We start from the raw sequence: 24,408 nt of genomic DNA, 5'->3' as shown, positions 1-24,408 counted from the left end.
ACATATGATAAACTATACAAAAGAAGAATCTATTGCTTTAATTGAAGCATTATCTAATGCAAAGGGTGCACCTGGTTTTGAAGATGAAGTCGTAAATCTTATTAAAGAGAAATACGGTGAGCAGTTCACTATTCAAGAAGATAGCATGCGCAACCTTTTAATTTATAGAAAAAACCACTCAGGCAACAAGCCTGTTATTATGTTAGATGGGCACTCAGATGAAGTTGCTTTTATTGTGCAAAGCATTAGACCCAATGGAACCCTTAAATTTTTACTTTTAGGTGGCTGGGTAACGCAGACTGTGCCAGCACATAAAGTACTTATTAAAAATAGTGAAGGAGATTACATAGAAGGCATTATTGGTTCGAGACCACCACACTTTGGCGGGGGAGATGGTCAGAAGTTAGAAGATATGATTATTGACGTAGGGGCTACAAGTTATGAGGAAGTGGTAGACCTTTTCAAGATAGAAGTAGGTGCACCAGTTGTACCAGATACCACTTTTAGTTACAATAAAACCACTGAAATCATGTTAGGGAAAGCTTTTGATAATAGATTAGGCTGCGGATGCGTTATTGAGACTTTACTTGCCCTTGAAGGATTAGAGCTTGATGTAGATGTAGTAGGGGCTATCTCTGTACAAGAAGAAGTAGGATGTAGGGGTGCTAAAGTTAATGTGAAGAATATTAAGCCAGATATAGCTATTATATTTGAAGGATCCCCAGCAGATGATACTTTTATGGATAAGTATGAGGCTCAAGGGTGCCTTAAAAAAGGTGCACAAATTAGACACTTTGATAGAAGTTTTATTGCTAACCCAAGGCTCATTGAAGAGGTGAAAAAAGTAGCACGTGAAAAAGAGATTCCTTACCAATGTGCCGTACGTAGCGGTGGTGGTACAGATGCAGGACCAATTCACTTAGAATTAGCAGCAGTTCCGTGCCTTGTATTAGGCGTACCAGTACGTTATGCCCATACACATTATGGCTACGCAGCTATGAAAGATTATAAAGCATCTATAGAGTTAGCCGTAGAATATATTAAAACTTTAAGCGAAGAAACAATTGCTAAATTATAAAAGATAAAGGGTAAGCCCACTGGGTTTACCCTTATTTGCGTCTGTAAGTCATATAAGTATACGTAAGCTCTTCATGGAAAACAGCATCTATTTGTTTAGTAAAATCCTCTTCATTAAAAGTAGGGAAGAAGGTATCACCTTCGATATAAGCATCAATAAGGGTAATATACATAGTATTGACGAGATGAAGAGATTCTTTATATAATCTTTCACCACCAGTAATATAGATAGTTTTACCTGGAGCTTTAACTTGGGCTAAATGTATAGCTTCTTCTAATGAGTGAGCCGTCATACAGTTTTCGTCATCAAAGTTCTGTGTGCATGATATAACAATATTCATACGGTTAGGCAAAGGATGGCCTATGGATTCATAGGTGCGTCTTCCCATAACGACTACATGATCTGTAGTTAATGCTTTAAAACGCTTAAGCTCATTTTTTAAGTTCCAAGGCATATGGCCTTTATTGCCGATAACTCTATTCCTAGAGTGGGCTACAATAAGTGCAATCATAAATCAATCCTTTCTATTTGTATATATCGTGTATATCCCTCTTAATTAGTATGTAACTTACCTAGTTATTTTACAATATAGATACCTTATATGAATATAAAATAAATAAGAGACTATTAGATAGTCAGTGTAGAATAGTAGTAAAGTATAAATTATATAAGGTGTGATTTTGAGAAGCAGTAGTAGGAGAATAAGAAAGAGATTATGAAAAAGCCAGCGATAAGTATGAACTTACCGCTGGCTTTTTCGTGTATGTAAGATTATTTTCCAATGAACATTTGTGTCCAGTAGTGTCCGTTAGCATCATAGCCAACGCCCATATGTGTGAAGCTTGCATTTAAGATGTTTGCTCTATGTCCGCTACTATTCATCCAGCCGTTTACAACAGCTTCTGGTGTGCTGTAACCTTGAGCGATGTTTTCACCAGCACTTTTATAGCTTATGCCAAATTTTTTGAGCATATCAAATGGTGAACCGTAAGTTGGGCTTGTGTGGTCGAAGTATTTATTAACGCGCATATCTTCAGATTTAAGTCTTGCTACATTTCTTACACTTTCATCCATTTGAAGTGCACTAAGACCTGCTTTTTGGCGCTCAACATTGACAAGTTCTAAAACTCTGTTCTCAAATTGAGTTTGTGTAGATACATTTGTATCAGGTTTTGAAGTTTCGTTATCTGGAGTAGATGGTGTATTCTCAGGTTTTGAAGTTTCGTTATCTGGAGTAGATGGTTTGTTCTCAGGTTTTGAAGTTTCATTGTCTGGAGTAGATGGTTTATTCTCAGGCTTTGAAGTTTCATTGTCTGGAGTAGATGGTTTATTCTCAGGCTTTGAAGTTTCGTTATCTGGAGTAGATGGTTTATTCTCAGGTTTAGATGTTCCATTACCTGGTATGCAGTTCCCTGGATTCCATAAATTATCAAAATCACAATCTAGATTAACAATGTTGTTACAAGAGAATTTATATGTATTTACTTTTACATTACATGTTTCATTAATATCTTTGGCATAAACAGTTGCGCCAGCTCCTGATCCTATAACAGTTGCTCCAATCATAAGGAATGCTGTAGATTTTGAGATTGCTTTTGTAAATAGTTGTTTTGCTTTCATAATTTTGTCTCCTCTTAATTCAATTCGGATTCAAAGTTATTACGTATTTATTTCATGTGTAAATGATACGTGTAACAACTCTGTAACATTTATTATACATAGTTTATAATATTTTGCAAGTGATGCTAGTGCGATTTTAGAGCCTATAAAAATAAAATAGATATAAAATGTTACAAAGTTATTACGCTGTAAACGTTGGGGGACAAAGCGTGATTAACATAATATAGGGAATATATAAGTTTTAAAATAAGTTAAAAATTTCCTAAAGAAATAAAGAAAAATGCTTACATAGGACTATAGAGTACATGTAAGAAACAAAACAAACCCGAGGTAGTTTACAAACACTCTAAGATTTTTGTTATCTAAATTTTAGGGTATAATAAGGTATAGGAAAGGAGTGATCGTATGACATTTAAGAATTTACAAGATACGTATACACTAGCTAATGATGTGCAAATCCCTTGCATAGGATTTGGAACATGGCAGACACCGAATGGTGAAACAGCTATAAACTCAGTAAAGGCAGCTTTAAAAGCAGGCTATAGGCATATTGATACAGCGGCTTGCTATGGTAATGAAGCAAGTGTGGGACAGGCCATTAAAGAATCAGGTGTGCCAAGAGAAGAAATTTTTGTAACAAGTAAAGTATGGAATACAGAAAGAGGCTATGAAAAAACACTAGCAGCTTTTGAGACGACTATGGCAAAGTTAGACTTAGACTATGTAGATTTATATCTTATTCACTGGCCAGCGGCTGCTAATCAGTTTGAAAACTGGAAAGAGATTAATGCTCAGACGTGGAGAGCATTAGAAGAGCTTTATATAGAAGGTAAGGTTAAAGCGATTGGTGTAAGTAACTTCTTACCGCACCATTTAGAAGCTCTTCTTGAAGGAGTTAAAGTTGTACCAATGGTGAACCAAATTGAATACCATCCAGGGTTTATGCAAGCAGAATCTGTAGCTTTCTGCAAAGCACATAACATCTTAGTAGAAGCATGGAGCCCGTTAGGGACAGGAAATGTGTTAAACAATGAAACCCTTATAATGATGGCTCAAAAATATAGCAAAACAGTCGCTCAAATCTGTATTAGATGGGTCCTTCAACATGGGCTCTTACCACTTCCAAAGTCTATAACAGAAAGCAGAATTATAGAAAATACAGAGGTATTTGATTTTGAAATTAAAGAAGAGGATATGGCAATTATTGATGCTATCCCATTCTGTGGTGGAGCAGGTATTAATCCAGATGCTATCAATTTCTAATAAGCAGTTCAATTAATAATCTTATATAGAGAAAGAGTAAATAAAACCTGATTAAGTAGAGGGGTTAAAACCAACCTATTTAATCAGGTTTTATTTTTGTGTAGAGGTGATTGAAGTATATATGAGGTATAAAGAGACTATTTTTAATAATTTAATGGTAAAATTGCACATAAAATAAAAATAAATATTATAAATATTATAATTTTATATAAAAATAATGAAAAAATTAAAATGTTATGATAAGATATACTATATCAAAATTATAGGGAGGATTAAATATGAAAAAAAGATGGATGAAATGGTTGGCATTAGGCTTAATGGGTTCACTTACATTAACAGCCTGTTCTAATGGGGGCGGCTCAAAAGAAGCAAATACACAATTAACTGAAGAGGAAAAGAATGCACTTTATACAGAAGTAGGAACTTACCCTATCACAAATGAGCCGATTACAATGACCATGTTCCAAAGAATCGTACCTAATATTATTGATTATAGTACCAATGAATTTACGAAGTATATGGAGGAGAAAACGAATATTACTTGGAAATTTGAGTCTGCTACATCTGATGCTGTAACGGAGAAGATTAACTTGCTCATGGCTGGTGGTACACCTCCAGATGTATTTATTTTCGATACACCAGATGAAGCCAAATTTGGGGTAAAAGAAGGGCTACTCTTACCAATTGAAGATTTAATTGAAGAGAATATGCCAAACTATAAGAAAGCTATGGAAGAGGTTCCAGCTATCAAAGGTAGAACAACAGCAACAGATGGGCATATCTATAATATTGCTACTGTTAACCAATGCTACCACTGTACATATGCTCAAAAGATGTGGGTAAATACAATGTGGCTTGAAAAAATGGGAATGGATGTTCCTACAACCACAGAAGAATTTAAAGAAGTATGTAGAAAATTCTTAGAAATTAATCCTAAGGGTGTAGCGATTGCAGGCTCTAATGATGGATGGTTCCAAGACCCAACACCATTTTTAATGAATGCCTTTATTTTAGACCCAGGCTATGACACAGACCCTAAACTGGTTTTAAATCCAGAAGGTAATGTAGATGTTATTGTGAATAAAGATGAGTATAAGGAAGGGTTAAAATTCCTTAATGAATTATATGAAATGGGAGCTATTTACGAAGGGACCTTTACCCAAAACTCAGGTCAGTTAAGGAACCTTATGGCACAAGAAGGTGAACCTGTATTATTTGTACCAGCAGGTACTATCTCGGATGTAATAGACTCTGTATCTAATAATGAAACTTATCGCCATTATAAAACCATTGCACCTATTGAAGGACCAAGTGGTTTAAGACAGGCGACATATTACAAACATGCAGGAATTGGTGCAACATCTTTTGCCATTACAAAAGATTGTAAGTATCCAGAAGCAGCATTAAGATGGATTGACTATATGTTTACATTAGAAGGGACACTGACTTCACAGTTTGGATTTGAAGGGGAAGACTGGAAGTATGCAGAAGAAGGTCAAGTTGGACTTGATGGTAGACCTGCTACTTATGAAATCTTAACAGCATATTCTTCAGAACCACAAAACAAAGACTGGCAAGATGTCGGTGTATCTTACAGAACTGCAGATATGAGAATGGGTGCTGCAACAGAAGAAGGTAGAGATGTAGGCTCACCAGAAGGTATTGAAGAATTACTTCTTCAAGAAACAAAGAATAACTATGAACCCTATCCTCAGCCAGAAGGAAATTATGATATTTTACCTGCTATTAAGTTAACTGCTGAAGAATCAACAGAAATCCAAACTATATCTGTTGAGTTAGAAAAATATGCAGAAGAAATGCGCGTTGCTTTCATTAGTGGTACTAAAGACATTGATGCAGAGTGGGATGATTATATTAAAGGCTTAGAAAAACTTCAACTCTCAAAATATATAGAAGTATACAATAACGCCTATACAAGACAGTATAAGTAAAGGATGAGAGTAGAGAGTAGAGCTATAAAAGCTAGAGTCTCTACTCTTCATTTATTATAAGTAAGACTTTATGAAAAAGAGGATAAGATGGGGGAAGTGTGAGAGGATTTATAAAAAGTACGAAGAATAGATATAGAGGAAGGGGATCATAGATGGCTAAAACCAATGCAGGGATAATAGAACAGGAAGAAGTTTTCCTAGGTGAACCATTAGATAGAAAGGCAAGACTAAGAAAGACATGCAGAAAGGCATTGACACAGTGGCAATTTTACCTGATGTTACTGCTACCACTTATTTACGTTATTGTCTTTAGCTATATTCCGATGGGTGGAATTGTAATGGCTTTTAAGGATTATAGTGTATCTAAAGGAATTTGGGGAAGTGACTGGGTAGGATTTAAACATTTTATACAGTTCTTAAGCTCACCTTCTAGTTTAGATGTTATATGGAACACATTAGCACTAGGGGTTTATAGTCTTATTGCAGGCTTTCCTATTCCTATCTTATTAGCTATTGCGCTCAATGAGGTAGGAAATCAAAAATTTAAAAAGGTTGTGCAGATGGTTACTTATGCACCTTATTTCATATCAACAGTTGTTATGGTTGGTCTCATTATGCAAGTAACAGATATGCGTACAGGTATCATCAATAATATCTTACAATTATTTGGACAAGACCCTATTAACTTTTTAGGGGACCCAGATTTATTCCCATCTTTATATGTATGGTCAGGAATCTGGCAAACAGCTGGTTACTCAGCAATCATTTATCTTGCTGCCTTAGCAGGTGTAAGTAAAGAGTTACAAGAAGCAGCAATTGTAGATGGGGCATCTAGATTAAAACGTATTTGGCATATTGATTTACCTGCCATTAGACCACAGATTATTATCTTATTAATTTTCAATGTAGGTTCTATTATGAGTATAGGCTTCGAAAAAGTTTATTTAATGCAAAATAGCATGAATATGTCTAAGTCAGAGGTTATCGCAACTTTTGTTTATAAAATAGGGCTAGTTAATGCAGACTATAGTTTCTCAACAGCAGTAGGATTATTTAATTCCGTTGTAGGGTTCATACTGTTAATAAGTGTAAACTGGTTAGCTAAGAAGTTTTCAGATACTAGCATTTGGTAGAAGGGGGGATAAACCATGAAGACATCAAATAAATTAATTAAAGAATCAAAAGCAGATAAGGCTTTTATCATAGGGAATTATATTATTTTAGCATTTGTATTAGTCATTGTACTCTATCCTATCATCTATGTAGTGAGTGCATCTTTTAGTAGTCCTCAGGCTGTTATTGGGGGAGAAGTATGGCTATTTCCAGTAGAACCTACATTAATGGGATATGAAGCTGTATTTAAGAATAATCAAATTTTAGTAGGGTTTAAGAACTCTTTTATTTACATGATATGTGGGACCTTTATTAATCTTATTATGACCATGCTTTGTGCTTATCCACTTTCACGTAAAGAGTTAGTAGGCAGAAATGTGATAACAGGTATCTTTGTTTTTACTATGTATTTTAGTGGTGGACTTGTTCCTACCTATATGCTCATTCAAAAACTTGGTTTGTTAAATACGAGATGGGCTATGATTATTCCAGCAGCTATGTCTGTGTGGAATATGATTATTGCTAGAACGTATCTTCAAAATACTATTCCAGATACACTCTATGAGGCAGCTGAAATTGATGGCTGCTCACCTATAGGCTTCTTCTGTAAGGTTGTTATGCCATTATCTAAGCCAATTCTTGCGGTACTTGTCCTCTATTATGGTGTAGCGCATTGGAATACTTATTTTAGTGCTATGATTTACCTAAATAATCAAGATTTATTCCCATTACAACTTATTTTAAGAAATATATTAATTATGAATAATATAGACCCAACTATGATGCAAGATGTGGAGGCTATGCTTCAAAAGCAAGGGCTTGTAGATTTGCTTAAGTATTCTGTTATTGTAGTTGCTAGTGTACCAGTACTTTGTATCTATCCATTTGTACAAAAATACTTTGTTAAAGGTGTTATGATTGGGGCTTTAAAAGGCTAAAAATAAAAGAAGAATAAAGGAGAAAGAGTATGTTTGATAGAGAAGCATATAATAAGAGAATTGAATGGTTTAAAGAAGCAAGGTTTGGGATGTTTATTCACTGGGGGCTCTATTCTATTCCTGCAAGGGGAGAATGGGTACGCTCAACAGAGCAGATGAGTATAGAAGATTATCAAGAGTACTTTGATGAATTTAATCCTGTAGACTACAATCCAAAAGAGTGGGCAAGAATGGCTAAAGAAGCAGGGATGAAATATGTCGTCCTGACTGCCAAACATCATGACGGTTTCTGTTTATTTGATAGCCAATATACAGAGTATAAGGCTACCAATACCAAAGCAGGGAGAGATTTAATCCGTGAGTATGTAGATGCGGTAAGAGCTGAAGGACTTAAGGTAGGACTATATTATTCTATCATTGACTGGCATCACCCAGATTTCCCTCATTATGGGGATAGACAGCATCCAATGCGTAATAATGAAGCCTATAAAGATGTCGTACATAACTTTGATAACTATCTTGACTATATGCATAAGCAAGTAAGAGAATTATGCACTAACTACGGTCAAATCGATTTACTTTGGTTTGACTTCTCTTATGACCATTTAAGAGGAGAGGCATGGCGTGCCACAGAACTTGTGAATATGATTCGTGAATTGCAGCCAAATGTCATCATGGACAATCGTCTTGAAGTAAGTGGGGAAGGATATGGCTCTTTAGCGACGAATAACCCACAAGTTTATTCAGGAGACTTTGTAAGCCCAGAGCAAATTATTCCATTAGAAGGTATTCGAGATGAGGCGGGTAGACCGGTTATGTGGGAAGCTTGTATTACAATGAATAATAACTGGGGATATAATGAACGTGATAAATTCTTTAAATCTCCAGATATGATTGTGAAGAAATTAGTAGAGTGTGTAAGTAAAGGGGGGAATATGATTCTTAATATAGGTCCTGATGCTAAAGGAAATGTACCACAAGAATCTGTAGATGTATTAAGACGTGTAGGGAAATGGATGAAAGGGAACCATTTAAGCATCTATGGCTGTGACAATTCAGGTATGGATAAACCAGAATATGGGCGTATTACGCGTAATGGTAATAAAATTTACTATCATGTTATGGAAAATCCTATTGGTTTCGTAGCATTACATGGACTTAAGAAAGAAGACATTAAAAAGATACGTTTACTTGCAACGGGAACAGAGCTTAAGATAGCAGATAGCTGGGTTACAAGTAATTATCCAGACGTAGTTTTTGTTTCTTTTGGGCCAAATCCTCAAATGCCAGATGACATAGATACAGTTATTGAGGTAGAATTAAAATAAATAATAAGAAATACTCGCAATTTAATTTTAAATTGTGAGTATTTTAGTATAGGGGAAGTTGGTAGAGTAGATAAAGGAGAACAAAATGTTTTTGAAAAAGCAAAGGCGCATAAAAGAAACTACAGTCATTTGGTATAATGATGGAGCGTGTAATAGGAGTTATGATTTAGGAGATATTCCTATTAAGGAGGAGGTCATTATTCAAAAGAGCATTGACTTTTTTAGCGATCCAGATCCTTGCTATATTCATAGGGGAGCTGTAGTTGTAAGGTTAAATGAAGAGATTATAAGGGCTATTAAAGATTGTCCTAAAGAAAAAGTGGAAGCAACTGATATAGAAAAAAGCATTTTAGACTCTATTGCATTAGAGCATATAACAGCTTTGAAAATAGAATACCAAGAAAGATAAATAAAAGCGCCCCTATTGTGAGCGCTTTTGTTCGTTAGATTTATAGGTTAATGTAGCAACTGTATAAGCTAAAAGGATAGAAATAATAGATGCTCCGAGAATAGAGATCTTAGTAATATTAACAAGATTTGGTGCATTATTAAAGGCAATCTCTGATACAAAAATAGACATAGTAAAACCAATACCAGCAAGTAAAGAAACTGAGAAAACAGAAAGCCATGAAGCGTTTTTAGGTTTCTCGGTTAAGCCAAGGCGAGTAGCTAGTGTTGTAAAGAGCATAATGCCTAAAGGTTTACCTACAGTAAGACCTACTACAGTACCTAGGACTAAAGTGCTAGAGGAGCTAAGGTCTATATTGCTAGAAAAGATAATAGCTGTATTTACTAAGGCAAACAGCGGTAGAATTAAAAAGTTGCAAAGTGGGCTTAGGCTGTGTTCTAAATGATGTGCCATAGATTCCTTCTCATCTTTAAAGGTGATAGTTGGAATAGTAAGGGCAAGTAATACACCACTAATGGTAGCATGTACCCCACTTAAGTAGATGAAAAACCACATAATGAGTCCTACGAGCATATAAGGTGCCACTTTATTGACCTTAAAAATTTTATTCATAGCCATAAGTACGCCTACTAATAAGAGTGCAATACTTAAGCTTATAAAGTTAATATCAGAAGAATAGAGAAGGCCGATGACTAAAATAGAAATAAGGTCGTCTACTACAGCTAGAGATAATAAGAAGATTTTAAGGGACGGATTGAATTTTTTTCTAAAGAGCATAAATACCCCAACAGCAAAGGCAATATCTGTAGAAATAGGTACGCCTACACCTTGGATAAAAGGTGTACCAAGGTTAAAAAGGGTGAAAATAAGTGCAGGAATCATAACACCGCCTAAAGCTGCAATGACAGGGAATGAAGCTTTTTTTATGCTACATAAATTTCCATAAAGCATTTCATGTTTAATTTCGAGCCCTACAGATAAGAAGAAGATTGCCATTAGAAAATCGTTAACGAGCATATGTAAATTGAAATTACCTAATAGGTCAACTTCACTTAAAAGATAATGATAAGCTTTACCTAAAGGGCTATTTGCAATAAATAAAGAGATAAGTGTTGCCCCCATAAGAAGTAAGCCTGGGAAACACCTCTGAGTGACTTAATTTTTTTATAGATATAAAGTGTGGTTTATGAGTTAGTGTATGTGCCATGATGATACTCCTTGTTGTGTACATTTACTGTCAGTCCAAAATACTACTCCTGTAAAAAGTTAAAGTCAATAGAAATTAAAATAAAAAATAATTGCAATGAAATCATAAAAAATCTAAAAGAAATAGATAAATAACGTTTAGGAATTAAAGAAAATTTGAAAATACATAAGAGCAAAAAAGTTAAATAGGATAAAGAGATAAGAATATAAAGGGTATATAAAAAGTTTAAAAAAATAAAATATTTAAATTTATGCATAATGAGATTACACCTTGGTCAATAATTTTACCTAGTTTAGGGGAGGGAAAATAAAAATAAAATTAAATTAAATGAATCATAATTCATAAAAAGCGATAGAAAGCCAAAGGGTTCTATTGGTTTTAAGGAAAAAATAATCATGCTATTTTCAAACATAAGAGCGGCTCTCAATAGAAATATAAGAGCTAATAAAAGATAAAGAAATAAAGAATAAAAAGAGAGAAGTCTGTACAGTATTTAAGATGCAATCGTTGTCAGACAGTCATTGAGAATGACTTCAAGTTGTCTAGGTTTGAATATTTATCGGCAGAACAGCTGTATTTTATTGAGACTTTTATTAGGTGTAGGGATAGAAGATTCAGAAGGTAACGGGGTAACCCTTATCGTTTAATCAAGAAGTGACTGTACAAGTTTTTCTATAAAAGGTATAGTATAAAGGTAGAACTTTTATAGAAGGAGTTTAAGCACGATGGAAAATAACAAACAAATCATAGATGAAACAAAAGAAGTACAGCCTATCTCTTATGATGAAGCTTTTCAAAAGTTAGGTGCATTTATCTTAAAATCAAGAAAAGAAGAAGCTCAAAAAGCAGAAGAAAATAAAGAAACAAATAAATAATGCAGAGAATATGCTACCTTTCCATATATATAGGGTATATATGGAAAGGTAGCATAATTATTTTAGTGTTACTATTATAGAATTTTATTGCTAAATACATCATAAAATGATACCATTAACAAAGAAAATAAAAACTGGTTCGAGAACCTCCCAGTATAAAAAACTAAGGTATTTATAGCGTGACACTATAGTCGTATCCTTAGATACGATTTTTTATTGGAAAAAAATCGTATGGTTCTCCTTATATTACATCTTTAAGGAGGAAAAGATATGAAGCAAGACAAAACAAAACAAGAGGTAAGTACGAGAGCACTTACGTTGGTAGCACTAGGTATTACCATGAATATGGTAGGAGGATTTATAGCCTTGCAGTTTAAACTGCCTATTTATTTAGATGCCATAGGTACACTGATGGTTGCTAGCTTACTAGGCCCTAAGTATGCCCTATTAGCAGGTATAGGAAGTAATTTGGTAGGAGGATTTACAACAGATCCTTATGCACTTTATTTTATACCATCACAAATAGCAACAGGATTTATTGCGGGGCTTATGTATGAGAAAGGCATGCTACAAGGCAAAAAGACACCATTGGGTGCTTTAATCATCACTATACCAACCTCATTTATTAGCGCATGTATTGCCGCTTATGTATTTGGAGGTATTACATCCTCAGGATCATCTTATATCGTTCAGATTTTAAAGGTATTAGGTGTGCCCGATGTGATAAGTGTATTTAGTACGCAGGTGTTAACAGATTACATAGATAAGTTAACTGGTGTATTTTTAGTAGCTGCAGTACTTAGAGTATGTCCTAAGTCTTTTAAAGCACGAATTCGCCATATGAGTTAAATAGAGAAAAGAGCTATGACTTCTTAGATTAAGGAGTAATAGCTCTTTTATTTTGTCATAATAAGCTTAAAAGTTAGTTATTCATAAGGAGTGTTAATATGAAAAGATATTTAGTACTGAGTTTAATGCTTGTGATAAGTTTTCATTCAATAACGACTTATGCTAGGCCTTTAAGTCATAGCCAAAAGATAAGCTGTCCATCGGAATGTGCAAAGCAGTCTCAGTTTAAGATTGATATACAGTATAAAGACTTAGATAGCACCATTAAGAATAAAGATGGTGTGGTTATGCTTGTAGTAGAGGGGAATAGCCCGGTAGTCACTATAGAAAATAATAAGAAAGCTACATGTGATATAAATGATTTCTATGAAGGAAAAGAGAAGGCCTTCGAAAAGATGGAGAAACAATATGTCAAAATGGCCAAAAAGGATTATAGTGCACGGACTAAAGAGAGTAAGAAATACTGGGCAGGATATAGTTTAAGCAGGATTTATACTACAGGAAGAGTAGATAATAAGGTCATCAGTTTTATTCAAAATAATAATGAATATACGGGTGGCGCACACCCTAATGCAACAAGATTTGCGCAGAATTTCAATCCTTGTACAGGCATGCGTCTAACATTAAAGGATATTACTAAAGATGAGTGTAAAGCAAGGGAAGTCATTCACGCCTATATATTAAAAGCCGTTCAAAAAGCAGCGTATAAAGATTATTTATCTGAGGATTATGAAGCACATATAAAAGATATTCTGACAGAAGACACTTGGTATTTTTCTGACCAAGGACTTGTTATTATTAGTAATGAGTATATTATTACACCACATGCAGTAGGCATATTGGAATTTACCATTCCTTATAATGAACTTACCTTTATTAAACCATGCTATCTTCCTTAAAGGATAAGTTATACACTAAAAGTGGGGAAGAATGAATGTAACGGTGACTAACTTAAGAAAAAAATATAAGAATTGTGGATAATTTTATATACAAATTATAGAAAAGATAAAATAAACTTAAATTCTAGGAGATAAAAGGGACACTTCATATAGGAGTGTCTCTTTGCAAATACAGTTATTACATTGAATACTTTAATTGCTATTTTATTTTTACACCGTTTAGGATTGATAATTGACTGTGGTAAACATGCCGCCCACAGGAGGTGTCCCGTTATTAGTAACATGATGTGGCATATGGCAGTGGAAAGGCCAAATGCCTTCATTATTGGCTAGAAAACGAATATCCCATGTCTCACCAGAAGCTACAAGTATAGTATTTTTATAAATCTGAGTGTCTCTTGCAATGGGGAAACCATCAGCACCTACCACTCGAAATTGATGACCATGAAGGTGCATAGGATGATGATGCATTTGAATATTGCCAAAGCGTACTCTAACTGTATCACCATATTCTACAGGGAGAGGCTTCGTATCAGGGTAGCATTTGCCATTAATGGTGAAAAAGTTAAATTCAGGTTTTACAAAGGTTAAATCATAAGTACCTTTCGTTAAGTCTCCCCAAGGCAATGCACCGATAGCCCATTCTTGAAGAAGACAGAGATAATCTTTATATTTCTTACGATTTTGCATACGTGGATCTTCTACAATAAGGCCGCCAAGAAGACCAGCATTATCTTGTATAGATACATTGACATGGGAATGATACATATAAGTACCAGGTGGATTATTAATGGTAAAGGTATAATCGAAATATTCTCCAGGCTCAATATAAGGAGAGGGCTCAATAGGAGGAACACCATCCATAATATTAGGGACCTCTAAGCCATGCCAGTGCACACTTGTTCTTTCAGGTAAATGATTAATAACCCTGATACATACTCTGTCTCCTGGGAAAACACGTATAGTAGGTCCTGGCGTAGAACCATTATAGCCCCATGCTTTTACAAAAATCCCATCAACTAATTCCCATACAATTTCTTCTGCAATTAAAGTAAAATATTTAATACCCTCATCATAGGTATAAGGTAAATCTTTAATACCTGGCGTAATAACCATAGAAAGCCTCCTAAATTCTATCTGTATAAATATATTAAAGGGGAGAGAAGTATATGCAGGGATATAAAGCGGGTTATCTAGCTGATGGGATGTATCATTTTTAGAAAAGTAGATCAATAGAAAAGTAGATCAATAGAAAAGGTGTATCCTATGTTTTAAGAGAGGATACACCTTTTTCATTAATCTCTTGATGCAATCTTAGAGATTAGCTGTAAAATTTCAATATATAACCAAATAATTGTTACAAGAAGGCCAAAAGCAAAGTACCATTCCATATACTTAGGGAGACCATACTCACTGCCAAGTGCAATATTATCATAATCTACAATAAGGTTAGCAATCGCAATACCTACCACGAGAAGGCTAAAGCCAATACCTACTAAATTATTACCCCAGAAAATAAAGGGGATACCGAAAAGGCTAAACACTAAGCCAATAAGAGATACACCTACAACAGATAGGGTTGCAATCATAACACCCTTACGGATGCGGCCACCTACACTAGGATCTTGTTTATAAAGAGCAAGTGTTAGTACAACAGCAAGTAGTGTAAGAAGCATAGTACGGATAATAATGCCTGGGAAGTAAAGCTCAAATACTAGTGAGATACTACCGATTAAGAGTCCTTCAAATACTGCATAGATAATGCTTGTAGTTTTAGAGAGCTGAGGTTTAAAACTCGTTACTAAGGCAAGTACTAAAGCACCAATAGAGCCAAAGGTAGATAAACCATAGGCTGTGCTAAAAGAACCTGTACTATAAAGGTTCATGATACATAATACAAATGAGAAAATACTAATAAGTGTCGTAATACCAACTAATAAAAAGGTCTTATTACGAGTTCCTTTGATACTCATAACAGGTCCATCATAGGCATTAGCCTGTGAAAAACCTTTTCTAATCATTGGATTAGAACGCATACAATCACTCCTTTCATAATACTTTCAGTATACTATGTTTTAAGGGATGGGAACAAGTATAACCTAAGCATATAATCAGCATTTTCATCAGCTAAAGGAAGTTACTAATAAGCTTTAGACAGAAAAGATGAAAAGGCTTGTGCATATATTAAAATAATGTGATAATAAGTAAAAATGTACTTATGGAGAAATCTATAAGTATATTTTTTTAGTTTATCAAGTAATAAGGAGTTTATATGAACTATCTTTCAAAGTTTATGGTTAAAATTAATAATCAGCTTATTATTACAATAATTGTGGTTATCATCCTGACCCTTGGCATGTTTGGGATTGTACTACCTATGAGTATTAAATACCTGGTTAATCATAAAATGTATCATATTTTATTAGAGGAACAGCAGGCTTTTATTCAGGAAGAAGAGGCTTATAGGGAAGGGCCTATTACAGATGTGTATCATTATACCGTTTTAGATAACGAACCCCTTTATGAGGAAGAACAGCTTGACCCGGAAATTTTACATCATCTTATGATGTATCCTGAGTTTTTTAAAGGAATAAAAGGAGAAGGGACAAAAGCGGAGCAAGTGGTAAGTTTCCACATGTATAAGACTCCAAATGAACATATTTATTATCTTATTAATAAGATTAGACCAGGGGAGATGCTCGTTTCCTATAAGGTGGATAATACGAGTGAAGTACTTGCTCATGAGCTACTTCTGAACACATTAAGCATTGCTGTATTTATTTTTATTTTAATTTTAATTGTATTTTTAAAGTGGACAAGTAGACTTATTAATAACTTAAAAGATATACAAGGGGTATTAGATACGATAGAGGGAGATAATTTAAGAAATGCTATACCCACTAATAACTATACGGAAGAGTTTCAGGAAGTCATGTGTTCTTTAGATAGAATGAGAAAAAGGTTATGTGAGGAAGAAGAGGCTAAACAGCAAATGTTACATAATATTTCCCATGACTTAAAGACGCCTCTTGCTGTTATTAAAAACTATGCGGAGGGCATTATAGATGGTGTTTATCCTTATGGCACAGTAGAGGAGACAGCTCACATTATTTACAATCATGCAGAACGTTTAGAGAAAAAGGTACAGGGCCTTCTTTATCTAAATCGTTTAGAGTATTTTAGGGGGATACATGAAGCACCTCAGTGGTTTGAGATGGGGCTTTTGGTACAAGAAGTTGTAAGTTACATGAAAGATTATGAGGGAAGGCAGACAATAGAAGTTGATACAGACCAGTCTGAATTTAAGGGAGACCCTGAAAAATGGCGTATTGTCCTTGAAAACCTTATAGATAATGCTAAACGCTATGCTAAGCATAAGATATGCATCAGAGTTGAGCAGGATAGCTTATCTATTTATAATGACGGAGAACCTATTTCTATAGAACTACAGACAAAGATCTTCCAGCCTTTTGAAAAGGGTGCGGATGGAGTAACAGGTTTAGGACTAGCTATTGTAAAGAAAACAGTTGAGCTCTATAACTATGAAATTACAGTCCGCAATGAGGAAAAAGGTGTTACTTTTATTATTTTGTAAATCCCATAATTATGCCGTATTTCATGTGTAATTATCCCATATTATCTTGTTACTATAAATCTACTAGGTAATTTAAGGAGGATTTATGGACAAGATTTATAGGGTGCAGGGCATGACCTGTCAAAATTGTAAACAGAAAATTGAAAAGAAGCTATCAAGACGTAAGGGGATTTGGCGTGCAGAAGTGAATCTTAAAACTAAAATGCTTTATTTAAGCTATGATGAGGAAGTTATTTCACTTACTGTTATTAAAGAGTTGCTTGCAGATATGGGCTATGAATTAGAAGAAGCGGAAGAAAACCGTGAAAAGCAAAAAGTATTGTTATATCTTGGGGTAGCAGCTGTTTTCTTCTTATTATTAAATGAAATCATGCCGGACTTCTCATTACTTTTAACACAAGGTAGCAAGGTAAGTATCATTATGCTCTTTATTATAGGCATTACAACTTCTTTCCACTGCATATCCATGTGTGGAGGAATTGCACTTTCACAAGTGGTAGCAGATAAAAGTAATTTTAAACGAAACCTCATGTATAATGCAGGAAGAGTGATATCTTATACTGTATTAGGTGGGCTTGTTGGGTTTGTTGGTTCAGGAATTACATTGGGCAATAGGGTATTTGCCATTGTCCCAATTATTTTAGGTGTCTTTATGATTATGATGGGGCTTAATAATGCCGGACTTCTTTCTTTAGAAAGCATGCCGTTTATGCAGAAAATCAACTTTAAGCTGGCTGCTTTAAGAGGGAAATTAGGTACAGATAAAGGTCCGTTTGTACTGGGACTTTTAAATGGACTTATGCCATGTGGACCACTTCAACTCATGCAGATTTATGCTTTAAGTACAGGAAGCTTTATGGCAGGAGCCTTATCTATGTTTGCTTTTAGTTTAGGGACTGTACCACTTATGTTAGGATTAGGACTTTTTATTAATAAATTATCTATTAAATCAAAAGTATTTGTTTACAAAATGGGTGGTTACTTGATTTTATTATTAGGTATCAGTATGATGATGAATGGGTTTAGTACACTAGGCATAAGCACAGGTCTAGGAGGGAGCAGTCAAAATGTATCTAAGGGTAATAGTGGTATCCGTATGGAGAATGGTTACCAAGTAATTGAGGTGGATGTGGTAGGTAGACGCTACCAAGATATTGTTGTTCAAAAAGGAATACCTGTAAGAATGATTATGAATGTAGCTCCAGGTGCGCTTACAAGTTGTAACTATGCTATTAATATACCAGAATATGAGATTTTTGGTGCCCTTCAAGAAGGGAAGAATTTAATAGAATTTAATCCAGATGAAGCAGGCACTTTTATGTATTCATGTTGGATGGGGATGATTCGTAATACCATTACCGTTGTAGATGGGCCGGTAGAAGATTATGAAGTGCCACGCTCATCAGAGGGTAATACCTTCTCAAATCTTGGATTTGGAGGTGGCTTTAGCTGCCATTAAAAGAACATAAAAGATAGGAGGCTGACCATGATTACAATAGGCATTGTTGAAGATGAGATAAACCTAAGAGATATTGTAAAAGGCTACTTAGAAAAAGAAGGCTATAAAGTTTATGCCTTTCCATCGGCAGAAGAGGCAAGGGACTACTTAGATTATGAAATTCATTTATGGATACTAGATATTATGCTACCAGGGCAAAATGGCTTTGACTTTATGGAAGATGTTAAGGCGAAAAGTCCACAGGTTCCTGTCATTTTCATTTCGGCTAGAGATCAAACTTTTGACCGCATACTAGGCCTTGAAAAAGGCGGTGAAGATTATGTGACTAAACCTTTTTCGACTAAAGAATTGATGCTAAGAGTAAAGCGCATATTAGAACGTTGTTATGGAGAGGATGAAGTGGCCACCATTGCTGACTATCAAATAGAATTTAATACTCATAAAGTTTATGATGAGGGAGAGCCTTTGGAACTTTCTAATAGGGAATATAAACTTCTTTGTCTACTTTATAAAAATTTAGGACGACCTTTTACAAGGGATGAAATTCTTAATCATGTATGGGAGCAAGGTTACTTTGGTAATGACCGTGTAGTAGATGATTTGGTACGCAGATTACGTAAAAAAATGCCTCGTCTAAAGATGGAGACCATATATGGATATGGCTATAGATTAGAGTGCTAAGACATAGAAAGTAAAATTTATAAATAGAAAATAATAATTGACCACTTGGTTTGTTTAGGAGTAGAATAGAAACAAACTAAGTGGTTTGTTTTTTGAAAGGATGGTTAAATGAAGAGAGAAGAGAAAAGTGAAAATAGTAAAGAAAGGATTATTAAAGCAGCTTTAGAAGAATTTGGACAAAATGGCTATGTAGCAGCTTCTACAAATAATATGTGTAAAAATCATGATATTTCAAAGGGGCTCTTATTCCATCACTACAAAAATAAAGATGAGTTATTCCTAGTATGTGTCAGCAAATGCTTTGAGGCGTTAGCACAATATTTGAAGGAAAATTTGCCAGAGAATGTAGAGGATGCCAAAGAGGGGCTAAACAAGTACTTTGAGGCTAGATTTGAATTTTTTAAAGCTAACCCCTTTTATGAGCAAATCTTTTACACAGCAGTCATCAATACACCGAGCCATCTAAAAGATGCAGTTGCAGAACGTAGGGAAGCCATGAATGCTTTCAATAGGCATTATCTAACTAAGCTTTTAGATTATGTGGTTTTAAAGGAAGACTATGAAAAGTCTAGTATTATAGAGCTTCTTAGTGATATGAGCCATTATATTCATATGAAATATAAAGGAAGCTGTTTAGAAAACCAAGAAGAAAAGCATCAAATCGTGATGCAGCATAGCAAGGATATAAAAGATATGATTCTAATACTCTTTTATGGGATTGTAAAATAAAATAAGAAAGAAGGAGTAGTCATGTTAAAAGGTATATTACTTTTAATTTGTTTTATAGGAATAGCTTTTATAGCAGGGAAATTAGTAGCAAGAGTAAAGCTACCAGCTATATTAGGCTGGTTAGTAGCAGGTATGATCATAGGCCCTCATGCATTAGGGTGGTTTAATGATGAAATAATGAATAATAATTGGTTCCATATACTGATTAATATTGGGGAAGTTTCTGTAGGTCTATTAATAGGAACAGAACTTATATGGAAAGATTTAAAGCAGTCAGGAAAGCAGATTATAACCATATGTGTAACAGAAGCATTAGGGACTTTTTTAGTAGTAACATGTGCATTTGGACTCATCTTTAGTTTCATGGGGATTCCATTATACTTAGCAGTTGTATTTGGAGCTATTGCACTAGCGACAGCACCGGCACCATCTATCTCTATTGTTAATGAATATAAAACAAAGGGGCCTGTAACAAAGGCACTTATTCCTTTAGCGGCATTAGATGATATTATTGCCTTAGTTGTATTCTTCTTAGTCATAGGGGTAGTATCTAGTATGATTTCTGATGTGCGAATTCCTCTTTATTTTGTACCTCTTATGATTGTGATTCCAGTCCTTATTGGTGGGGTGACAGGTTTTATCGCGGGTCATATTTTAAAGAGAGAAATGTCTAAGAGGATGACATTATTAAGTACGATGGTATGTATGTGTGTAACAGCAGCAGTAGGAATTTTTGTAAATAATTATATCATGCCTAAACCAGTTCTCAATCTTATGATAGTAGGTGTTGCATTCGCAGCAACATTTGCTAATATGATGCCGAAAGAACGTGTAGAGGACATTATGAAAACGAATATGCCTGTTATTGGCCTCTTTATGATTATAGTTGTTTTAAATTTAGGTGCACCATTAGATTATCATCTTATACTAGGAGCAGGTGTATTTACAGTTATTTATATTGTGGCACGTGCCCTAGGAAAGATAGGAGGAGCTTATACAGGAGCGGTTTTATCCAAGGCACCTAAAACAGTTAAGAGATATTTAGGTCTTACACTACTTCCTCATTCAGGTGTATCACTTATTTTTACAGGCTTAGCAGTAAATGTGCTTATAGGGCCTGACCCAGAAAGTGCAACCATTATTCAAGGAACCATTGCAGCAGCAGCAGTTATTAATGAAATCATTGCAGTCTTTCTAGCTAAACAGGCCTTTAAAGCAGCAGGTGAAATAGATGGAGTAGGAGATGGAGTTCTAGAAGACAAGGAAGCAGCTGGTATATACAATTAGATAAAAACAAACCATTCAGAGAAAGGACTATTTGTTGCGGAAAACGTAAACTATGGGAAGTTATGTGAGATTAATAAAGTAATAGAATTTCTATAATCCCACAGGAGGAGGTACCTTGATTTTCACAACTATGAAAGCTACTATGAGGCTAATAAGCCAAAAGGAGCTGGATAGATGAAAGTCAAGATGGTATGTCAAAGAGACTATGAAACAAGAGAGGTAGAGCTTCCTATGTCTGAAGAGGCATTACTTAAAATACAGGGAAGTGTCTTAGACCGTAATACTAAAGGCTATATAACAGGGGATGAAATGAAGTATTATAATGAGCAAGGTGAAGAAATAGAAAATATTTTTTTGCTCAATAGACAGTTGCAGCAGTGAAGCTACAATGCCTAAAATGATTTTCAAGTTTGACCTTAGGATAGGGATTAGAGGCGGCATGCATATAAGTAATAAAAACTTATGAATAAGCACATAACAAATAGGAATAAGCATTTTTAAAAAAGGAGGTATAAAGATGAATAGGTTTGAAGAAGAAGATGATGGTTTGCCATTAGGTCTTACAATGCAGCTGGTGAAGATGTAGATGCTATGAGTTATTTTGCTACATTACCTAAAGTACAGCAAGAACATTTGATTCAATATATTAAAGAGGCGAGCACGGGAGATGAAGCCAAAAGACGTATTGATGAAGTGGTAGAGATTTGTCATAAGCGTCAAAGTTTTTATTAAAATAAAAAGAGACAGTCCTTTTTTATGGAAAGCGACTGTCTCTTTTTGGGAATTAAAGTTTACCTTTAAATAAAAATGTATTATAGTTAAGTTATACAAATACATAAGATAAAGAAAGGATCAGACAAATGATCAATAGGAAATGGATGAAAATAGCAGGAGGTATTGCTCTAACTTTAACTTTATCTCTTCAGGCTAGTAATTATATTATTCTAGATGACAGCCTAGTTTTCCCGTTTGAAAGAAAAGATGGATTTTTTGTAAGTCCCGTACAATGTAAGACAGAACTTTTAGCACCTTTTGATGAATTAAGGGGAAGTTATAGACACGAGGGGATTGATTTAGAAGTTGAATTTGGTACACCACTTTATGCAATTGAAGATGGTAAGATTATTAAAGCAGCACCGGATTCAAAGGGAGTAGATGCAGGTGGTGGACATATGGTCTTTATTGATCATGGCAATGGGGTTCAATCACGTTATATGCATTTAAGTACCTATACAGTACGCACAGGGGATGTGGTTAAAGCAGGCGATGTTATAGGTTTTTCAGGAGATAGTGGTGATGCCACAAAAGCCTTATTACATTATGAACTAAGAGTAGATGATGTACCTGTCGACCCAACGTTTATACTGGAAAGTAACGATATGTTTGGTATGGAAGAAATACCTTTTCTAGTTCCCCAAACTTGATGATAAAAGAATAGGAACAATGAACGGATTCAGTTCATTAGCCGTAATAGGCATTCCTGGAATAATTTCATTACAACAGCCTTCTACACAAAAAGAAGGCGTTTTTAATTGCTTTAATTGTTCTATAAGAGGTATAAAACAATTATTACAGTCATCCCAGTAATTAATGAAACGTGGTGCATTTGCGGGGGATGAGGCTGTAAGAAGTCCCATATAAGTTGTGGCAGCAAGGAGACTGGTTGCACTATTGCAAGAGGTAAAGTAAGTATTAAAGTTGAAGATAGGCAAATACAGGGTTGCTGTATAACGTGCAAGAGCAGTTGTAATGGTTTCAAGCAGTCTTACTACTTCTTCATCACGTGTTCTAAAATTTTCTTGGTTAATATCAATGGTTATGCAGGTTTCAGTATGGGTCGTCCCCTTGCTATTGGTGCATTGGTTGGTTTGCGTATCAGAACAGTTATCATTACATGTTTCACTACGTGAATTATTACAGGCCTCATTGTTACTTTTAGTGAAGTTAGCTGAATCTGAAGGTTTAAAAAAAGTAGAGAAAGAATCTGTAGTATTTTGGGATACAGTTGTAGAGCAGGAGTTGCCGTTAGACTTAGTTAGTGTATGAGTATCAAGGCAAGTATGATTGCAATTAGTAGTATGTGTGCAGTTATTATGTTTATGATGCTGTATATTATGGTTAATATCAGTAAAAGGAAAAAGGTCGGTATGGAGGCCTAGTAAAGTTATTTGTTCTTGTCTATAACATTCAAGTGTTATAGGATTTGCTATAAGAATAAGCGTATAAGAAGCTCCCTTCATAGATTGTACAAAAGCGGATAAAAGGGGCGTACTGCAAGTAATAGAATCAGGTAAGCTAGGTGTAAATGTGGCAGAAGAGACGGAACAAAGAGTAGAAAGATCTATAAAATCAGTGTATTCTATATATTCATACTGAAGTGTGGGGTCCAATTTCATTAATCCGGCTATAATAAGGTCTAGAGCAATACAAGGATTATGAAGTGATCTAAGACCAATATAGGGGGTAATGGTAGTAGGTGAAACATCCAGTATATAATAAAGAGTTGTTTGCAATCTATGTAAAGCACTTAAAGTATAGGCAAAGCTTGAAAGATCTGAAGAAGAACAGGTAAAGCTTGTAATTTCAATAAGTTTAAAACATTTTGGGTCTAGTTTATCATTTGAAGATAATGAAGAGCAGTTTGAAAGCCTATTTAGATGAGGCTTAAAAAGCAGTTGATTGGCTGTGCACAGAGCTTGTTGGAGATTAGAACAGTCTATAGGAGTCATATTATAACTGTGCTCCTTTCTATAGTACTATCACTATTAATCTATGCGAAAGTATAAAGGTTTATTTTAAAATGATAAAAATGACAGGGAAAAGGCTAACACATAGTGAAGAATTTATGTGTTAGCCTTTTGGGGGGTAATGCTAATATTTGAGTTTTTGGGGCAAAACTCGTTTTAATAGTAATGTTGCAAATGATAGTGGAAATTGTTTTATTAGTGTTAACTATCTGACATGAGTAAGTATATCGACTTTTTATGCCAAAGTCAATTAAAAATAGACAGATGTTACTTAGTGTGTTAATAAAAGTAAGTTAATTAATAGAGTGAATAAACACTATGCACAAAAAATAAACTATAAAATAATTAGAAATATCTAAACTGACAATGTATACGATAT

23 protein-coding genes, 2 pseudogenes and 1 riboswitch are annotated in these 24,408 nt (G+C 34.7%); of the genes and pseudogenes, 19 read left to right on the top strand and 6 right to left on the bottom strand.

Going from position 1 to position 24,408, the window contains the following annotated elements; all coding sequences use genetic code 11:
• The first annotated feature begins 4 nt into the window (after window positions 1-4).
• Entirely contained in the window at window positions 5-1,078 is a 1,074-nt protein-coding gene (locus ACLTBU_RS14250; RefSeq protein ID WP_320650561.1) for a M42 family metallopeptidase, read from the top strand.
• Window positions 1,079-1,109: 31 nt separating this feature from the next.
• Here the strand turns inward: ACLTBU_RS14250 and ACLTBU_RS14245 are convergent, their stop codons facing one another.
• Window positions 1,110-1,589 (bottom strand): dihydrofolate reductase, encoded by a 480-nt coding sequence (locus ACLTBU_RS14245; RefSeq protein ID WP_337528418.1) that lies wholly within the window; start codon window positions 1,587-1,589, stop codon window positions 1,110-1,112.
• A gap of 260 nt (window positions 1,590-1,849) precedes the next feature.
• The gene (locus tag ACLTBU_RS14240; protein WP_320650563.1) at window positions 1,850-2,698 is read right to left on the bottom strand and encodes a CAP domain-containing protein; all 849 of its coding nucleotides are present in this window, start codon (window positions 2,696-2,698) and stop codon (window positions 1,850-1,852) included.
• Between the two features lie 405 nt (window positions 2,699-3,103).
• Here ACLTBU_RS14240 and ACLTBU_RS14235 point away from each other — a divergent pair, with 405 nt between their 5' ends.
• The 6 genes from ACLTBU_RS14235 to ACLTBU_RS14210 all read left to right on the top strand — a co-directional run bounded on the left by ACLTBU_RS14235 (window position 3,104) and on the right by ACLTBU_RS14210 (window position 9,701).
• Window positions 3,104-3,961 carry an aldo/keto reductase gene (locus tag ACLTBU_RS14235; RefSeq protein WP_412219561.1) on the top strand — a complete coding sequence of 286 codons (858 nt, stop codon included), beginning with the start codon at window positions 3,104-3,106 and terminating at the stop codon, window positions 3,959-3,961.
• A gap of 278 nt (window positions 3,962-4,239) precedes the next feature.
• Window positions 4,240-5,913 (top strand): extracellular solute-binding protein, encoded by a 1,674-nt coding sequence (locus ACLTBU_RS14230; RefSeq protein WP_412219559.1) that lies wholly within the window; start codon window positions 4,240-4,242, stop codon window positions 5,911-5,913.
• A gap of 152 nt (window positions 5,914-6,065) precedes the next feature.
• Entirely contained in the window at window positions 6,066-7,046 is a 981-nt protein-coding gene (locus tag ACLTBU_RS14225) for an ABC transporter permease (RefSeq protein WP_177671052.1), read from the top strand.
• A gap of 15 nt (window positions 7,047-7,061) precedes the next feature.
• The gene (locus ACLTBU_RS14220; protein ID WP_177671051.1) at window positions 7,062-7,964 is read left to right on the top strand and encodes a carbohydrate ABC transporter permease; all 903 of its coding nucleotides are present in this window, start codon (window positions 7,062-7,064) and stop codon (window positions 7,962-7,964) included.
• Window positions 7,965-7,993: 29 nt separating this feature from the next.
• On the top strand, window positions 7,994-9,292 hold the full coding sequence (locus ACLTBU_RS14215; protein WP_320650485.1) for an alpha-L-fucosidase: 1,299 nt from the start codon (window positions 7,994-7,996) through the stop codon (window positions 9,290-9,292).
• 85 nt (window positions 9,293-9,377) lie between these two features.
• Window positions 9,378-9,701, top strand: coding sequence for a hypothetical protein (locus ACLTBU_RS14210; protein ID WP_412219556.1), 324 nt, complete (start codon window positions 9,378-9,380; stop codon window positions 9,699-9,701).
• 12 nt (window positions 9,702-9,713) lie between these two features.
• On the opposite strand, the pseudogene nhaA reads toward ACLTBU_RS14210, so the two are convergent.
• Window positions 9,714-10,832, bottom strand: a pseudogene (nhaA, locus tag ACLTBU_RS14205) (Na+/H+ antiporter NhaA); the annotation flags it as partial.
• Between the two features lie 542 nt (window positions 10,833-11,374).
• Between nhaA and ACLTBU_RS14200 the strand changes: the two are divergent.
• The 4 genes and pseudogenes from ACLTBU_RS14200 to ACLTBU_RS14185 form a co-directional block, all read left to right on the top strand.
• A pseudogene (locus tag ACLTBU_RS14200) lies at window positions 11,375-11,512 on the top strand (DUF2089-like zinc ribbon domain-containing protein); the annotation flags it as partial.
• 121 nt (window positions 11,513-11,633) lie between these two features.
• A complete protein-coding gene (locus ACLTBU_RS14195) occupies window positions 11,634-11,783 on the top strand; it encodes a hypothetical protein (RefSeq protein WP_177671047.1) in 150 nt (49 codons plus the stop codon).
• 128 nt (window positions 11,784-11,911) lie between these two features.
• A riboswitch (PreQ1 riboswitch) is annotated at window positions 11,912-11,956 on the top strand.
• A 97-nt stretch (window positions 11,957-12,053) separates the two neighbouring features.
• The gene (locus ACLTBU_RS14190) at window positions 12,054-12,632 is read left to right on the top strand and encodes an ECF transporter S component (protein ID WP_177671046.1); all 579 of its coding nucleotides are present in this window, start codon (window positions 12,054-12,056) and stop codon (window positions 12,630-12,632) included.
• Between the two features lie 98 nt (window positions 12,633-12,730).
• Window positions 12,731-13,531, top strand: coding sequence for a DUF3298 domain-containing protein (locus ACLTBU_RS14185; RefSeq protein WP_412219554.1), 801 nt, complete (start codon window positions 12,731-12,733; stop codon window positions 13,529-13,531).
• A gap of 219 nt (window positions 13,532-13,750) precedes the next feature.
• Here the strand turns inward: ACLTBU_RS14185 and ACLTBU_RS14180 are convergent, their stop codons facing one another.
• Both ACLTBU_RS14180 and ACLTBU_RS14175 read right to left on the bottom strand, forming a co-directional pair.
• The gene (locus ACLTBU_RS14180) at window positions 13,751-14,647 is read right to left on the bottom strand and encodes a multicopper oxidase domain-containing protein (RefSeq protein WP_177671044.1); all 897 of its coding nucleotides are present in this window, start codon (window positions 14,645-14,647) and stop codon (window positions 13,751-13,753) included.
• A 179-nt stretch (window positions 14,648-14,826) separates the two neighbouring features.
• Window positions 14,827-15,567 carry a Bax inhibitor-1/YccA family membrane protein gene (locus ACLTBU_RS14175; RefSeq protein ID WP_177671043.1) on the bottom strand — a complete coding sequence of 247 codons (741 nt, stop codon included), beginning with the start codon at window positions 15,565-15,567 and terminating at the stop codon, window positions 14,827-14,829.
• A gap of 236 nt (window positions 15,568-15,803) precedes the next feature.
• Here ACLTBU_RS14175 and ACLTBU_RS14170 point away from each other — a divergent pair, with 236 nt between their 5' ends.
• The 8 genes from ACLTBU_RS14170 (at window position 15,804) to ACLTBU_RS14135 (ending at window position 22,706) form a co-directional block, all read left to right on the top strand.
• On the top strand, window positions 15,804-17,126 hold the full coding sequence (locus ACLTBU_RS14170; protein WP_412219552.1) for a sensor histidine kinase: 1,323 nt from the start codon (window positions 15,804-15,806) through the stop codon (window positions 17,124-17,126).
• A gap of 85 nt (window positions 17,127-17,211) precedes the next feature.
• A complete protein-coding gene (locus ACLTBU_RS14165) occupies window positions 17,212-18,585 on the top strand; it encodes a sulfite exporter TauE/SafE family protein (RefSeq protein WP_412219549.1) in 1,374 nt (457 codons plus the stop codon).
• 27 nt (window positions 18,586-18,612) lie between these two features.
• Window positions 18,613-19,266, top strand: a complete 654-nt coding sequence (locus tag ACLTBU_RS14160) for a response regulator (protein WP_177671040.1) — start codon at window positions 18,613-18,615, stop codon at window positions 19,264-19,266.
• A 108-nt stretch (window positions 19,267-19,374) separates the two neighbouring features.
• A complete protein-coding gene (locus ACLTBU_RS14155; protein ID WP_412219546.1) occupies window positions 19,375-19,995 on the top strand; it encodes a TetR/AcrR family transcriptional regulator in 621 nt (206 codons plus the stop codon).
• Between the two features lie 21 nt (window positions 19,996-20,016).
• Window positions 20,017-21,282, top strand: coding sequence for a cation:proton antiporter (locus tag ACLTBU_RS14150; RefSeq protein ID WP_412219545.1), 1,266 nt, complete (start codon window positions 20,017-20,019; stop codon window positions 21,280-21,282).
• 174 nt (window positions 21,283-21,456) lie between these two features.
• Window positions 21,457-21,663: a hypothetical protein gene (locus ACLTBU_RS14145; protein ID WP_412219543.1), complete on the top strand. Its 207-nt coding sequence runs from the start codon at window positions 21,457-21,459 to the stop codon at window positions 21,661-21,663.
• A 210-nt stretch (window positions 21,664-21,873) separates the two neighbouring features.
• Window positions 21,874-22,014: a hypothetical protein gene (locus ACLTBU_RS14140; protein ID WP_412219541.1), complete on the top strand. Its 141-nt coding sequence runs from the start codon at window positions 21,874-21,876 to the stop codon at window positions 22,012-22,014.
• 128 nt (window positions 22,015-22,142) lie between these two features.
• Window positions 22,143-22,706, top strand: coding sequence for a M23 family metallopeptidase (locus tag ACLTBU_RS14135; RefSeq protein WP_412219540.1), 564 nt, complete (start codon window positions 22,143-22,145; stop codon window positions 22,704-22,706).
• On the opposite strand, the gene ACLTBU_RS14130 is transcribed toward ACLTBU_RS14135, so the two are convergent.
• Window positions 22,689-24,011: a hypothetical protein gene (locus ACLTBU_RS14130; RefSeq protein ID WP_412219538.1), complete on the bottom strand. Its 1,323-nt coding sequence runs from the start codon at window positions 24,009-24,011 to the stop codon at window positions 22,689-22,691. The two genes, ACLTBU_RS14135 and ACLTBU_RS14130, sit on opposite strands and share 18 nt — an antisense overlap.
• Window positions 24,012-24,408 lie beyond the last annotated feature (397 nt).

The organism is Zhenhengia sp. (assembly GCF_046966505.1).
In the GTDB taxonomy this organism is placed as follows: Bacteria; Bacillota; Clostridia; order Lachnospirales; family Cellulosilyticaceae; genus Zhenhengia; species Zhenhengia yiwuensis.
This window is presented reverse-complemented; position numbering and strand designations above follow the sequence as displayed.

Coding starts and splice junctions, on each gene's coding strand:
- ACLTBU_RS14250 (WP_320650561.1), top strand. CDS start 5: ATGATAAACTATACAAAAGAAGAATCTATTGCTTTAATTGAAGCATTA.
- ACLTBU_RS14245 (WP_337528418.1), bottom strand. CDS start 1,589: ATGATTGCACTTATTGTAGCCCACTCTAGGAATAGAGTTATCGGCAAT.
- ACLTBU_RS14240 (WP_320650563.1), bottom strand. CDS start 2,698: ATGAAAGCAAAACAACTATTTACAAAAGCAATCTCAAAATCTACAGCA.
- ACLTBU_RS14235 (WP_412219561.1), top strand. CDS start 3,104: ATGACATTTAAGAATTTACAAGATACGTATACACTAGCTAATGATGTG.
- ACLTBU_RS14230 (WP_412219559.1), top strand. CDS start 4,240: ATGAAAAAAAGATGGATGAAATGGTTGGCATTAGGCTTAATGGGTTCA.
- ACLTBU_RS14225 (WP_177671052.1), top strand. CDS start 6,066: ATGGCTAAAACCAATGCAGGGATAATAGAACAGGAAGAAGTTTTCCTA.
- ACLTBU_RS14220 (WP_177671051.1), top strand. CDS start 7,062: ATGAAGACATCAAATAAATTAATTAAAGAATCAAAAGCAGATAAGGCT.
- ACLTBU_RS14215 (WP_320650485.1), top strand. CDS start 7,994: ATGTTTGATAGAGAAGCATATAATAAGAGAATTGAATGGTTTAAAGAA.
- ACLTBU_RS14210 (WP_412219556.1), top strand. CDS start 9,378: ATGTTTTTGAAAAAGCAAAGGCGCATAAAAGAAACTACAGTCATTTGG.
- ACLTBU_RS14195 (WP_177671047.1), top strand. CDS start 11,634: ATGGAAAATAACAAACAAATCATAGATGAAACAAAAGAAGTACAGCCT.
- ACLTBU_RS14190 (WP_177671046.1), top strand. CDS start 12,054: ATGAAGCAAGACAAAACAAAACAAGAGGTAAGTACGAGAGCACTTACG.
- ACLTBU_RS14185 (WP_412219554.1), top strand. CDS start 12,731: ATGAAAAGATATTTAGTACTGAGTTTAATGCTTGTGATAAGTTTTCAT.
- ACLTBU_RS14180 (WP_177671044.1), bottom strand. CDS start 14,647: ATGGTTATTACGCCAGGTATTAAAGATTTACCTTATACCTATGATGAG.
- ACLTBU_RS14175 (WP_177671043.1), bottom strand. CDS start 15,567: ATGCGTTCTAATCCAATGATTAGAAAAGGTTTTTCACAGGCTAATGCC.
- ACLTBU_RS14170 (WP_412219552.1), top strand. CDS start 15,804: ATGAACTATCTTTCAAAGTTTATGGTTAAAATTAATAATCAGCTTATT.
- ACLTBU_RS14165 (WP_412219549.1), top strand. CDS start 17,212: ATGGACAAGATTTATAGGGTGCAGGGCATGACCTGTCAAAATTGTAAA.
- ACLTBU_RS14160 (WP_177671040.1), top strand. CDS start 18,613: ATGATTACAATAGGCATTGTTGAAGATGAGATAAACCTAAGAGATATT.
- ACLTBU_RS14155 (WP_412219546.1), top strand. CDS start 19,375: ATGAAGAGAGAAGAGAAAAGTGAAAATAGTAAAGAAAGGATTATTAAA.
- ACLTBU_RS14150 (WP_412219545.1), top strand. CDS start 20,017: ATGTTAAAAGGTATATTACTTTTAATTTGTTTTATAGGAATAGCTTTT.
- ACLTBU_RS14145 (WP_412219543.1), top strand. CDS start 21,457: ATGAAAGTCAAGATGGTATGTCAAAGAGACTATGAAACAAGAGAGGTA.
- ACLTBU_RS14140 (WP_412219541.1), top strand. CDS start 21,874: ATGAGTTATTTTGCTACATTACCTAAAGTACAGCAAGAACATTTGATT.
- ACLTBU_RS14135 (WP_412219540.1), top strand. CDS start 22,143: ATGATCAATAGGAAATGGATGAAAATAGCAGGAGGTATTGCTCTAACT.
- ACLTBU_RS14130 (WP_412219538.1), bottom strand. CDS start 24,011: ATGACTCCTATAGACTGTTCTAATCTCCAACAAGCTCTGTGCACAGCC.